A 12319-nucleotide genomic window follows, 5' to 3' on the forward strand; every position below is an offset into this window, starting at 1 on the left:
CGCCGCTCAGAACTGATCGGCGATATCCTTCAATCCCAACAGCTTTCGCGGCGCTACCGTGCGCCAGCTCTTGTCCAGGCGGTCCCCGATATGGTCCCAGTCCGTATCGCCGAGGTCGAGCCTGATGCCGACCCAGCCGTCGCCGAAATAGGCGGGGCGGTAATAGCGGGCGGGGTCACTCTCGATCAGCATGGCCTGTTCTTCGGGCGCCGTCGTCTTGACGAGGATGGCGATGACGCCGTCGCCGTGATTACCTTGAGAGAAATAGGCGAATTTCTTGCCCTTTTCGATGCCGAAGCAGGGCATGCCATGGGACGTGACCTCATCCGCCTGCGGCAGGGCAAGGGCGTGTTCCCTGACCTTGTTCAGCAGCCATTCGGGCTGGCGTTCGCGGGTGACGAATTCCGCCAGCGTGCGGGGATAGAGCTGATGTTCCGCCATCAGGACGCGCGCGGCCAGGCTCTCGGCGGTGTCGCCGGGCAGGATCGCGACCGCGGTCTGGCCAAGCACCGGCCCGTCGTCCAGTTCCGCGGTGACGATGTGGACCGAGCAGCCGGCATGGGAATCGCCGGCGTCAAGCGCCTGCTGGTGCGTGCCGAGGCCCTTGTATCTGGGCAGCAGGCTGGGGTGGATGTTGAGCATCCGGCCCTCCCATCCTGCGACGAATTCCGGCGAGAGCAGGCGCATATAGCCGGCGAGCGCGACATATTCCGCGCCGGCGCTGCGCAGTTGCGCATCGACGATCCGGTCGAACTCGGCGCGCTTCAGCCCCTTGTGGCTGTGCGCGAAGGTGGGGACGCCCTCTGCGGCGGCGAGTTTCAGGCCGGGGGCTTCGGGGTCGTTGGCGGCGACCAGAACCAGCTCATAGGGGCAGGACGGATGCCTGGCGGCATAGAGCAGCGCCGCCATGTTCGAGCCACGTCCGGAAATCAGAACGCCGACCTTTGCCTTCACTTGCACAGTCCCCGTCCGGTTCGCGCGACTCACCCCAGATGGGTGGCGGTCCATTCGGCCTTGGCGCTCCACGTTTCCTGGGAGCCCCTGACCGTGCAGCCCCGTTCGCCCGCTTCCACCATGCCGACCCGCAGCACGGTTTCGCCCGCCGCCTCAAGATCGGCGGCCACGGCGTCGGCTGCGCCTGCGTCCACCGCCAGCACCATGCCGACGCCGCAGTTGAAGGTGTGCGCCATCTCTTCCGGCTCGATATTGCCCTGGGCCTGCAGGAAGGCCATCAGGCGGGGCTGTTCCCAGCCATCGGCGTCGACCACGGCGTGGCAGCCGTCGGGCAGCACGCGCGGGATGTTTTCCAGCAGGCCGCCGCCCGTGATATGGGCCAGCGCATTGATCCTGCCCGAGCGGACCAGCGGCAGCAGCGACTTCACATAGATGCGCGTCGGGGCCATCAGCGCGTCGATCAGCAGCACCTCATTGTCGAAGATCGCCGGCCGGTCGAGCTTCCAGCCCTTGTCCGCGGCGAGGCGGCGGACCAGCGAGAAGCCGTTGGAATGCACGCCCGAAGAGGCGAGGCCGAGCAGCACGTCGCCCGCCTTCACCTTGTTGCCGGTCAGCGCCCTGGACCGTTCCACCGCGCCGACGCAGAAACCGGCGAGGTCATAGTCGCCCGGTCCGTACATGCCTGGCATTTCTGCCGTTTCGCCGCCGATGAGGGCGCATCCGGCCTGCTTGCAGCCCTCCGCTATTCCCGCGATCACGCGTTCGGCGACGCCGCTCTCCAGCTTGCCGGTGGCATAATAGTCCAGGAAGAAGAGCGGTTCGGCGCCCTGCACGATCAGGTCGTTGGCGCACATGGCGACAAGATCGATGCCGACGCCGTCATGGGCATTGTGGTCGATGGCGAGCTTCAGCTTGGTGCCGACGCCGTCATTGGCCGCGACCAGCAAGGGATCGTCATAACCGGCCGCCTTCAGGTCGAAGAAGCCGCCGAAGCCGCCCAGTTCCGCGTCGGCGCCGGGGCGGCGGGTGGCCTTGGCAAGCGGGGCGATGGCGCGGACCAGCGCATTGCCCGCGGCGATGTCGACGCCAGCCTTGGCGTAGCTGTAGGATTCGGTGTCGCTCATGGCCGTCGCCCCTAAGCATTTTCAGGTCAGATGGAAACATCTGACCGCTGAAGAAAATGCGACAAGCCCAATAACGCACAAAGGAGGGGAAAACGAAACGGGAAATGGGTTGCCGCTTGGCAGCGCAGGCAAATCCCGCCAAAAGGACGCGCGTGAACGTGCCTCCTGTCCTTCGCGGCCTGTCCCTCCGGCCTCTGAACCTGTTTCGCGCGGCTTCGCGCCCTCTCCAGATTCTGGGCGCGATCGTGCTTGGCCTCGCCGCCGCGACTCTGGTCGCGCAGATGGAGGGGGAGCGCGGCGTGCCCCCGATCGCCAGCGGCGGCGATTTCCAGGTGAGCCATGTCAAGGTCGACGTCTTCGCCAAGGATGCCGACAGCGCGCGCACGGCCGGCTGGCGGCTGGCGCAGCGGCGGGCCTGGCAGATGCTGTGGGCCCGGACCCATGGCGGCAGCGGCGCGCCGGCGCTGTCCGATTCGCAGCTTGAAGGCATGATCTCGGGCATAGAGATCGAATATGAGCAGGCCGGGCCGAACCGCTATGTCGCCACGCTGGGCGTGATGTTCGACCGGGCGCGGACCGGCCAGTTGCTGGGCGTCACCGGCAGCAATGTCGTGCATTCGCCGCCGCTGCTGGTGATCCCGGTGCTGTGGGACGGCGGGTCGGCCGTGTCCTATGAACGGATCAACGAATGGCAGAGGGCCTGGGCGCGTTTCCGCACCGGGGACAGCGCCATCGACTATGTCCGCGTGGCGGGGTCCATCGCTGACCCGATCCTGCTGAATGCGGGGCAGACCGGGCGGCGTGGGCGGCTGTGGTGGCGCGTGCTGCTCGATCAATATGGCGCGGCGGACGTGGTGATACCGATCGCCCGGCTCGACCGGCAATATCCTGGCGGTCCGGTGACCGGCACCTTCACCGCGCGCTATGGCCCCGACAATTTCCTGATCGGCAGTTTTTCCCTGCGCGCTTCCAACGACAGCGCGATCCCGCAGATGCTGGACCAGGCGACGCAGCGGATCGACCAGCTTTATACCCAGGCGCTGAATGATGGCCGCCTGCGTCCCGACCCGTCGCTGATCATCGAGGAGCCGGTCGATCCCAATGCGCTGGAGATCGAAAATGCGGCCGATCTGCCGGTGGAAACGCTGGACATGCCGGCGGTCTCCGCCACGACGCGCAGCTACGCGATCCAGTTCGACACGCCCGACGTCGGATCGGTCGCGCAGGGCGAGGCCGCCGTGCGTTCCGTCCCGGGCGTGCGTTCGGCCGCGACCAGCAGCCTCGCGCTCGGCGGCACGTCGGTCATGCAGGTGAGCTTCGACGGCACCGTCGATTCGCTGCGCGCCGCGCTGGCCGCCAAGGGATATAATGTCGCCGTGTCAGGCAACACGCTGCGCATCCGCCGGGGCGGGGGAAGCGGAGCCCCCGCCGCCCAATGACCGGCGCCATGCGACAGATCAGCCTGCCGTTCGACCGGCCTGATCGGGCGAGCGGCGAGGATTTCCTGGTCAGCGACGCCAATCGCATCGCCGTCCGCCATCTGGAGAATTGGCGGGAATGGCCGCTGTCGATCAGCGTGCTGAGCGGGCCGCCCCTGTCGGGCCGTTCGACATTGGGCCGCCATTTCGTCGCGCAGAGCGGCGGGACGATGATCGACGATGCGCAGGGGCAGGATGAGCAGGCGCTGTTCAACGCCTGGAACGATGCGCAGACGGCCCGGCGCCCGCTGCTGCTGATCGCGGACGCGCCGCCGGCGCAATGGCAGGTGGCCCTTCCCGACCTGCGGTCGAGGCTGGCGGCGGCACCCCATGTCGCGCTGGAGCAGCCGGACGAGGCGCTGGCGCATGCCCTGATCGATCGGTTCCTGGCATCGGCCGGGGCAAGCTATGCGGCGGACTTGCCGCAATGGCTGCTGCGCCGGATCGAGCGCAGCTATGCCGCCATCGCCGCCGTGACGCGCCTGCTGGACGAGGCGGCCTTGTCATCGGGACGTAAGATTTCTGCCGCTATGGCGAAAGATGTCCTGCAAGGTGCAGGATTTTTGCCTATAGTCCCGGACTGATCCTCCGGTTCCGAACGATGAGAGACATGTGGCCGAAGCCGACCCATCCGCCAGCCTGACCCTGCCCAGCGACCGCTATTTCAACCGGGAACTGTCCTGGCTGGCGTTCAACCAGCGCGTGCTGGAGGAGGCGATGAACCGGGCGCATCCCTTGCTGGAGCGGCTGCGCTTCCTGTCGATTTCCGGCGCCAATCTGGACGAGTTCTTCTCCGTGCGGGTAGCGGGCCTCAAGGGGCAGCAGTTGCAGGATGTCGACATGCGCTCCGCCGACGGGCTGACCCCGGCGCAGCAACTGGCCGCCATCACAGAGGAAACCGCCCGGCTGATGGCTGCGCAGCAGAAGGTATGGGGTGCGCTGCACGGCGAACTGGTGCAGGTGGGGATAGAGGTGGTCGGCCCGTCCACCGCGCTGGACGAAAGCTGCGGGAACTGGTTGCGGGATCATTTCCTGACGCAGATCTTCCCGATCCTGACGCCGCAGGCGCTGGACCCGGCGCATCCCTTTCCCTTCATCCCCAATCAGGGCCTGTCGATCGTCTTCGACCTGGAGCGGCTGTCGGACAAGCAGCCGATTCGCGAACTGGTGATGATCCCGTCCTCGCTCGCCCGTTTCGTGCGGATGCCGGGCGAAACGGCGCGCTATATGGCGCTGGAGGCGGTGGTCCGGCGCTTTTCCGCCGACCTCTTCCCCGGCTATCGCGTCCGCAACAGCGGCGTGTTCCGCATCATCCGCGACAGCGACATCGAAATCGAGGAAGAGGCGGAGGATCTGGTCCGCTATTTCCGCAGCGCCATCAAGCGCCGCCGGCGGGGCCGCGTGATCCGCATGGAGATAGAGGAACGCATCCCCGAGCCGGTCGAGGAGATGTTGCAGGACATGCTCCAGGGCCATGACGCGATCATCGCGGAGGTGGAGGGCTTTGTCGGCATCGGCGACCTGTCCGGCGTGGTGGACGAAGACCGGCCGGACCTGAAGTTCGAGCCCTATGCCCCCCGTTTTCCAGAGCGCATCCGCGAATATGGCGGTGATTGCTTTGCCGCGATCCGGGCGAAGGACATTGTCGTCCACCATCCCTATGAAGCCTTTGACGTGGTGGTGTCCTTCCTGAAGCAGGCGGCGTCCGACCCCGATGTCATGGCGATCAAGCAGACGCTGTACCGCGCGGGCAAGCAGTCCGCGATCATCCGGGCGCTGATCGACGCGGCCGAGGCGGGCAAGTCCGTGACCGCCGTGGTGGAACTGAAGGCTCGCTTCGATGAGGAGCAGAACCTGATGTGGGCCGACGCGCTGGAGCGCGCGGGGGTCCAGGTGGTGTACGGCTTCATCGACTGGAAGACCCATGCCAAGGTGTCGATGGTCGTCCGGCGGGAAGGGGAGGCGTTCCGCACCTACTGTCATTTCGGCACCGGCAACTATCATCCGGTGACGGCGCGCATCTACACGGATCTCAGCTTCTTCACCGCCGACCCTGCCTATGGCCGGGATGCGGCGGCGCTGTTCAACTACATCACCGGCTATGTCGAGCCGCAGCGGCTGGAAAAGCTGGTCATGTCGCCGCGCGACCTGCGCAACCGCCTGTGCGACCTGATCGATGCGGAGATAGAGCATGTCCGCGCCGGGCGGCCGGGAACCATCTGGGCGAAGATGAATTCGCTGGTGGACCCGGCGATCATGGAAAAGCTGTATGCGGCGAGCAATGCGGGCGTGCAGATCGAACTCATCGTGCGCGGCATATGCTGCCTGCGGCCGGGCGTGCCGGGCATGTCGGAGAATATCCGGGTGAAGTCGGTGGTCGGCCGCTTCCTGGAGCATAGCCGGATCACCGTCTTCGGCAATGGCAAGGCGCTGCCCAATAACGGCGCGAAGGTGTTCATCAGTTCGGCCGACTGGATGCCGCGCAATTTCGATCGGCGCGTGGAATTTCTGGCCCCGGTGGAGAACCCGACCGTGCACGACCAGATCCTGGACCAGGTGATGGTCGCCAACCTCATCGACAGCGAGCAGAGTTGGGTGCTGGACAGTGACGGCCATTACAGCCGGGTCGAGGCAGGCGACCGGCCGTTTAACCTGCATCGCTATTTCATGACCAACCCGTCCCTTTCGGGCCGCGGCGCCGCGCTGGACAGCGAGGCGGTGCCGACGCTGCGCCTGCGCGGGCGGGCCTGAACCGCATGAATTCCATGCTGAGCCAGGTCCGGGCGCTTGCCCCCGGCATGGCGACGTCCCCCCATCGGGCCAAGGCGCGGACCGCGATCATCGACATCGGTTCCAACAGCGTGCGCCTGGTCGTCTATGATGGGCCGCGCCGCATTCCCTTCATCCTCTTCAACGAAAAGGTGATGGCGGGATTGGGCGCGTCCCTGGGCAAGACTGGCCGGATCGAGGCGGAGGCCATGGACCGGGGCCTGCGTGCGATCGGTCGCTTCGCCCATCTTTGCCGCGAGATGGAGGTGCAGGAAGTGCGCTGCGTCGCCACCGCCGCCGTGCGGGACGCGGAAAATGGCGACGATTTCATCCGCCGCGCCAGCGCCATGGGGCTGGAGGTCGAATTGCTGTCCGGCGGGCAGGAGGCGATCGCCGCGGCTTATGGCGTGCTGTCGGGCATTCCGGGCGCGGACGGCATTGTCGGCGATCTGGGTGGTGGCAGCCTGGAACTCGCGCGGATCCGCGATGGTGCGGTGCATGAGACGGTGTCCCTGCCGCTGGGCGTGCTGCGCCTGCCGCAAATCCGCGCCAAGGGGCCGGCGGTGCTGGAACGCATGGTCAAGAAGATGCTGGCCAGGGCCGGGTGGAATGCGCCTGCGGATCTTCCCTTTTTTCTGGTCGGCGGATCCTGGCGCGCGCTGGCGCGGTTCGACATGGAACTGACCCAGTTTCCGCTTCCCGTCGTCCACCAATATGAGATGCCCGCCGCGCGCGCCGAACAATTGACGCGCATCGTGTCCCATGTCGGAAAGGCGCGGTTCAAGGATATTCCCCAGATCACCGGATCGCGCGTGCCGACCCTGCCGGATGCGGCGGCGCTGTTGTCGGTGATCGTGCGCCAGTTGAAGTCCAGCAGGCTGGTCGTGTCGGCCTATGGCCTGCGCGAAGGCCTGCTGTTCAGCGATCTGCCGCCGGATATCCGGGCGGATGATCCACTGCTGATCGCGGCGGAGGCGGAGGGCGAGGCGCAGGCGCGCTTCACCGGTCATGGCGACATGATCGAACGCTGGATCGCCCCGCTGTTCCTGGAGGATGGCAGCGCATGGCGGCGGATTCGCCGGGCGGCCTGCCTGTTGGCCGATGTCGGCTGGCGCGCCAATCCCGACTTCCGGTCGGACCGGGGCGTCGAGATCGCGCTGCACAGCAATTGGGTCGGAATCAACGCGACCGAGCGCGCCATGCTGGCGCAGGCGTTGCACAGCAATTTCGGCGGCGGCGTGTCGACGCCGCCCGGCATCGAGCGGCTGGCCCCGCCCGAAGCGCTTCAGAGAGCGACCTTATGGGGCCTGGCGATCAGGCTGGGGCAGCGGCTGTCCGGCGGGGTGGAGGGGCCTTTGCTGGCCTCCCGCCTGGAGATGGACGGCAATGTGCTTGAACTGCGGTTGCGAAGCGTGGACGCCGATCTTTTCGGCGAAGCGGTCGAGCGGCGGCAGCGGCAACTGGCCCAGGCCATGGGCGTGAAATACCGGCTGGTCTGGTAGGGCGGATCGACATTCAGCCCTGACGGCCTGTAAATGGCGGCTTTCCGTGCTTCCGGTGCTCCCATACTGGAAGTACGCTGCCCGCCGGGTCACGAAAAATCAGCATTTCCGGCTCGTCATCATCTGAATGTCGATCCGGCATGGGAGATTGCCCGGAAATGCGCCTTTCGCGCATTTCCGGGCAATGTTTAAGGCTATGCCCCACGCAGGCAGGGCATGATCCGGCGTTCAGCCTCAGCTGCGGACGTCCTGCTCCGTCACGGGCGCGATCTTGATTTCGACGCGGCGGTTGGCCGCCTTGCCCTCCGCCGTGGCGTTGGAGGCGATCGGCTGGGTTTCCCCGAAACCGCGCGTGGCGATGCGGGCCGACTGGACGCCGTGCGTCGTCAGATAATCGCCCACCGCCTGGGCCCGCCGTTCCGATAACGCCTGATTATAGGCATCGGTGCCGTCGCTGTCGGTGTGGCCGTAAACGTCGATATAGGTCTTGGGATATTGGGCCAGTACGGAAGCGACGTCATTCAGCGTCGGCTGGAATTGCGGCTGCACGGCGGAACTGTCCGTGGCGAAGGTGATGCCCGACGGCATGCGGAGCACCAGATTGTCGCCGTCGCGGATCACGTCCACGCCGCTGCCGGCGGTCTGTTCCCGCAATTTTCGTTCCTGCGCGTCCATATAGGCGCCGATGCCCGCGCCCGCGACCGCGCCGATGCCCGCGCCCAATATCTTTTCGGTGCGGTCATGGCGGCCGCCGACCAGATCGCCCAGCAGATAACCGCCCAGCGCGCCGCCGATGCCGCCGATCGCCGCCTTGGAAATGGTACGGTTGCCGGTGTTGGGATCGGTGGTGCAGGCGGTGGTGGCCAGCATGGCGGCCAGACCGGCGACGCCGATGATGCGATGAGAATTCCGCATGTATATGGTTCCCTTTCTCGTGCGTCCGAACGGAGCGGATGCACCCCCAATGGTTGAGACAAGGCCTTTGTTCCACAAGCGAACTGAACTGCGGATGATGGGACGGTTGTGAAATTGACAGAATCAAGGTTATAGGTGGCCGCCGACCACCATGGCCAATATCCCCCAGCACGCTCCGACGCCCTTTCCCTGGGTCGACCTCGTCATCATCCTGGCGCTGGTCGCGCTGAACGGGCTGTTCGCCATGTCGGAACTGGCGATCGTGTCCGCCCGCAAGCCGCGCCTCCAGGCGATGGAGAAAGCCGGGCGACGCGGCGCGCGATCGGCGCTGGCGGCGGCGAGTGATCCCGGCAAGTTCCTTTCGACGGTGCAGATCGGCATCACCCTGATCGGCATCATCGCCGGCGCCTATTCCGGGGCCAGCCTGGGCGGCCCGACCGGCGAGCGGCTGGCGATGCTGGGCCTGTCGCCCAACGCCGCGCAGCATGTCGGCTTCGTTCTGGTGATCGGCCTCACCACCTATGCCTCGCTGATCATCGGGGAACTGGTGCCCAAGCAGTTCGCCCTGCGCGCGCCGGAGCCGATCGCGGTGCTGGTCGCCGGACCGATGCTCTGGCTGGCGAAGATCACCGCGCCCATCGTCTGGGTGCTGGACGGGTCGAGCGCGCTCATCTTCCGCATGCTGGGGCTGACCCGCGAATCGGAGAGCCAGGTGACGGCGGAGGAGCTGCACCTGATCGTGGCCGAGGCGAGCAGGTCCGGCGTGATCGAGGAAAGCGAGCGGGCGATCATTTCAGGCGTGGTGCGGCTGGCCGACCGGCCGGTTCGCGAGGTGATGACCCAGCGCATGGATGTCGACTGGATCGACATCGGGGCGGACGAGCAGGCGATTCGCGCCAAGCTGCTCGACACGCCGCACACCCGCCTGCCGGTGGGCAGGGGCACGGTGGAAGACATTATCGGCGTCGTGCAGGCGCGCGACATCATGGCGGCGCTGTTCCGGGGCGAAGGGCTGAGCCTGGAAAGGCTGATGCGCAAAGTGGAAGTGGTGCCGGATCAGGTCGACGCCATGGACGCGCTGGAAGTGCTGCGCCGGGCCGAGGTGCCGATGGTCATGGTCCATGACGAATATGGGCATTTCGAGGGGATAGCCACGCCCGCCGACCTGCTGTCCGCCATTGCCGGCCATTTCGTGTCGGACCTGGACAGCGAGGACGAGCCGGACCTGGTCGAGCGGGAGGACGGCAGCCTGCTGGTGTCGGGCCAGATGCCCGTCGACCTGCTGGCGGATCGGATCGGCATCGACCTGCCGGAGGACCGGGATTATGCGACGGTCGCCGGCCATGCGCTGTGGCTGCTCAAGCGCCTGCCCGAAGTGGGCGATTTCATCGACGATCAGGGCTGGCGATTCGAGATCGTGGACATGGATGGGCGCAAGATCGACAAGCTGCTGATCGCGGAGCGATAAGCACGGCGCTGGACGTTGGGCGCGCCCGAGGGCGCTGGTATCGATGGAATTTGGCGATAGCTTGCTGGTGATCGGGCTGCACCGGGCGCAGGGCAGGGATCGTCTGACACAGAAGATGTGATTGTGGCGGAGGAAGGCCCGCCGAGCGCGACGTATCCCTGAACAGCGCGTTGGCCAGGAAGCGAATCGATCCACCACCAATGCGCGCTTCTGATGCAGCGAGGGGCGCGACCGCGATCGGCCACGCCCCTCATCCTCATGATTCTGGAGCGGGTTTCGATCTGATTGAATCAGATCGCCGCTCTGGTTTCCTTGTTTGCCGCGATTTCTTGACCAGCGTTCGGTTCCGATCGCTTGGAAATCGCTCCAGTGGAAAGAGTGCCGGTTCTTACTTCGCCGCGTTGGCGGCGGGCGCCTCTGCTGCATTGGCGGCGGCGTTGTCCCCTTCGGCGGCATTGTCGCCGGCGGCCGCCGGGGCCGCATCCGCGGCGGGCAGCGGCAGGTTCGAACCCTGGGTGTTGAGCCAGGCGATCAGGTTCGCGCGGTCGACCGGATTGCCCAGGCCCGCGAAGGTCATCTTGGTGCCGGGCGCGAATTCACGCGGAGAGGTCAGCCAGTGATCGAGATTCTCGAAAGTCCAGTTGCCGCCCTTGCTCTTGAGCGCGTCGGAGAAGGCGAAGCCGCCCTTGCCCTGGCCGATCCCCTCGCCAACCGTGCCATACAGGTTGGGGCCGATGCCGTTGGCGCCGCCCTGGTTCGCGGTATGGCAGGCCGCGCATTTCGCGAACACCTTCTCGCCCGCTGCCACATCGGCGCTGGCGAGCAGGGTGTTGAGGCCGGGTCCGCTGGCCGCGGCGCTTCCGCCTTCCGCTTCCACGCCTTCGATGGCGTAGCCCATTTTCTCGGGCCGTTCCTCATGGAAGAATTTGGAACTGACGATGGCACCGCCCAGCGCGATGATACCCGCGAACAAAGCCCAACCGGCAGCGGTGTTGAAACGATCGCCCATTCGCTCGGATTCCCCTGGATTTCTGTTCTGGCCGCTTGGAACGCGTCCCCTCTAGCGCGCTGCCATAATGGCGCAAGCGCGAACGCGCAAGCGGGCTTGAACGGGTTCGCGCACGCTTTTCATGGCTTTGCAGCCGGAGAGGATGCTTGCGCGGGCGGGACGAAGTGAATAAGCGCGCAGGCGTCCATGGAAAACTATCCCGCTCCCGCCCGCGATCTGGTCGCGGAACTGAACGCGAAGGCAGCCGCCGATCCCGCACGCGCCGTCGCCTTTCAAGGTGCGCCGGGCGCCAATTCGCACCTGGCCGCTCTGGGCTATGCGCCCGATTGCGTACCCTTGCCCTGCTTCGCGTTCGAGGATGCGATCGATGCGGTCCGCAATGGTTATGCCGCGCGGGCGATCATCCCGATCGAGAACAGCCTGCATGGCCGGGTGGCCGACATGCATTTCCTGCTGCCTGAATCCGGGCTGCACATCGTCGACGAATATTTCCTGCGCGTCCGGCACTGCCTGATGGCGATCGACGACGCGCCCCTCAAAAGCGCCATCAGCCATCCGCAGGCGCTGGGCCAGTGCCGCCATTATCTGCGGGAGCGGGGCATTCAGCCGATCAGCTATGCCGATACCGCGGGCGCGGCGGCGCTGGTCGCGGAAGCCAGGGTGTCGGGCGAGGGGGCGGTCGCCCCCTATCTGGCGGCGGAGCTCTATGGCCTGCGGCTGGTGGCCGAGAATATCGAGGACAGCGACGATAATATGACCCGCTTCCTGGTGCTCGCGCGCGAGCCCGGAATGCCGGTGGCTGGCGTCGGACCGGTCATGACCACTTTCCTGTTCGAGGTGAAGAACATACCGGCCGCGCTCTACAAGGCGATGGGCGGCTTTGCGACCAACGGCGTCAATATGACGAAGCTGGAAAGCTACCAGCGCGGTGCCAGCTTCGCCGCGACCGAATTTTATTGCGACATCGAGGGGATGCCCGGCGATCCCGCCGTCGACCGGGCGCTGGCGGAGCTTGAATTCCACACCAAATGGGTCCGGATATTGGGCAGCTATCGCCAGGCGCGACCCCGCACCTGACGCGTGACTGACAGCATGGGACC

10 protein-coding genes are annotated in these 12319 nt (G+C 66.1%); 6 read left to right on the forward strand and 4 right to left on the reverse strand.

Annotated features, from left to right (window positions below):
• Nucleotides 1-6 precede the first annotated feature (6 nt).
• Together purN and purM are read right to left on the reverse strand one after the other, a co-directional pair.
• Nucleotides 7-1008, reverse strand: a complete 1002-nt coding sequence (purN, locus tag MRBLSP13_RS21735) for a phosphoribosylglycinamide formyltransferase (RefSeq protein ID WP_363756587.1) — start codon at nucleotides 1006-1008, stop codon at nucleotides 7-9.
• The gene (gene purM / locus MRBLSP13_RS21740) at nucleotides 984-2078 is read right to left on the reverse strand and encodes a phosphoribosylformylglycinamidine cyclo-ligase (RefSeq protein ID WP_363756589.1); all 1095 of its coding nucleotides are present in this window, start codon (nucleotides 2076-2078) and stop codon (nucleotides 984-986) included. Before purM ends, purN begins: the two co-directional genes overlap by 25 nt.
• A 152-nt stretch (nucleotides 2079-2230) precedes the next feature.
• On the opposite strand from purM, the gene MRBLSP13_RS21745 reads away from it, so the two are divergent.
• From MRBLSP13_RS21745 to MRBLSP13_RS21760, 4 genes are read left to right on the forward strand one after another with little or no spacing between them, the layout of a single operon-like run.
• Nucleotides 2231-3517, forward strand: a complete 1287-nt coding sequence (locus MRBLSP13_RS21745; RefSeq protein ID WP_363756591.1) for a heavy-metal-associated domain-containing protein — start codon at nucleotides 2231-2233, stop codon at nucleotides 3515-3517.
• Nucleotides 3518-3525: 8 nt separating this feature from the next.
• On the forward strand, nucleotides 3526-4140 hold the full coding sequence (locus MRBLSP13_RS21750; protein WP_363756693.1) for a chromosomal replication initiator DnaA: 615 nt from the start codon (nucleotides 3526-3528) through the stop codon (nucleotides 4138-4140).
• Between the two features lie 28 nt (nucleotides 4141-4168).
• Nucleotides 4169-6307 carry an RNA degradosome polyphosphate kinase gene (locus MRBLSP13_RS21755; protein ID WP_363756593.1) on the forward strand — a complete coding sequence of 713 codons (2139 nt, stop codon included), beginning with the start codon at nucleotides 4169-4171 and terminating at the stop codon, nucleotides 6305-6307.
• A 5-nt stretch (nucleotides 6308-6312) separates the two neighbouring features.
• Complete coding sequence (locus MRBLSP13_RS21760; RefSeq protein ID WP_363739049.1) at nucleotides 6313-7827, forward strand: Ppx/GppA family phosphatase; 1515 nt, start codon at nucleotides 6313-6315, stop codon at nucleotides 7825-7827.
• Nucleotides 7828-8061: 234 nt separating this feature from the next.
• On the opposite strand, the gene MRBLSP13_RS21765 is transcribed toward MRBLSP13_RS21760, so the two are convergent.
• Nucleotides 8062-8742 (reverse strand): OmpA family protein, encoded by a 681-nt coding sequence (locus MRBLSP13_RS21765; protein ID WP_133653619.1) that lies wholly within the window; start codon nucleotides 8740-8742, stop codon nucleotides 8062-8064.
• Between the two features lie 151 nt (nucleotides 8743-8893).
• Between MRBLSP13_RS21765 and MRBLSP13_RS21770 the strand changes: the two genes are divergently transcribed.
• Nucleotides 8894-10210, forward strand: a complete 1317-nt coding sequence (locus MRBLSP13_RS21770; protein ID WP_363756595.1) for a hemolysin family protein — start codon at nucleotides 8894-8896, stop codon at nucleotides 10208-10210.
• A 388-nt stretch (nucleotides 10211-10598) separates the two neighbouring features.
• Here the strand turns inward: MRBLSP13_RS21770 and MRBLSP13_RS21775 are convergent, their stop codons facing one another.
• Nucleotides 10599-11219 carry a c-type cytochrome gene (locus tag MRBLSP13_RS21775; protein ID WP_363739053.1) on the reverse strand — a complete coding sequence of 207 codons (621 nt, stop codon included), beginning with the start codon at nucleotides 11217-11219 and terminating at the stop codon, nucleotides 10599-10601.
• Between the two features lie 186 nt (nucleotides 11220-11405).
• Here MRBLSP13_RS21775 and MRBLSP13_RS21780 point away from each other — a divergent pair, with 186 nt between their 5' ends.
• Complete coding sequence (locus MRBLSP13_RS21780) at nucleotides 11406-12296, forward strand: prephenate dehydratase (RefSeq protein ID WP_363739055.1); 891 nt, start codon at nucleotides 11406-11408, stop codon at nucleotides 12294-12296.
• The last annotated feature ends 23 nt before the right edge of the window (nucleotides 12297-12319 follow it).

This window comes from Sphingobium sp. LSP13-1-1.1 (genome assembly GCF_040676415.1).
Classification (GTDB): Bacteria; Pseudomonadota; Alphaproteobacteria; order Sphingomonadales; family Sphingomonadaceae; genus Sphingobium.

What these genes read in the sequence shown, in the direction of transcription:
- purN (WP_363756587.1), bottom strand. Translation starts at nt 1,008, where the DNA reads ATGGACCGCCACCCATCTGGGGTGAGTCGCGCGAACCGGACGGGGACT.
- purM (WP_363756589.1), bottom strand. Translation starts at nt 2,078, where the DNA reads ATGAGCGACACCGAATCCTACAGCTACGCCAAGGCTGGCGTCGACATC.
- MRBLSP13_RS21750 (WP_363756693.1), top strand. Translation starts at nt 3,526, where the DNA reads ATGCGACAGATCAGCCTGCCGTTCGACCGGCCTGATCGGGCGAGCGGC.
- MRBLSP13_RS21760 (WP_363739049.1), top strand. Translation starts at nt 6,313, where the DNA reads ATGAATTCCATGCTGAGCCAGGTCCGGGCGCTTGCCCCCGGCATGGCG.
- MRBLSP13_RS21765 (WP_133653619.1), bottom strand. Translation starts at nt 8,742, where the DNA reads ATGCGGAATTCTCATCGCATCATCGGCGTCGCCGGTCTGGCCGCCATG.
- MRBLSP13_RS21770 (WP_363756595.1), top strand. Translation starts at nt 8,894, where the DNA reads ATGGCCAATATCCCCCAGCACGCTCCGACGCCCTTTCCCTGGGTCGAC.
- MRBLSP13_RS21775 (WP_363739053.1), bottom strand. Translation starts at nt 11,219, where the DNA reads ATGGGCGATCGTTTCAACACCGCTGCCGGTTGGGCTTTGTTCGCGGGT.
- MRBLSP13_RS21780 (WP_363739055.1), top strand. Translation starts at nt 11,406, where the DNA reads ATGGAAAACTATCCCGCTCCCGCCCGCGATCTGGTCGCGGAACTGAAC.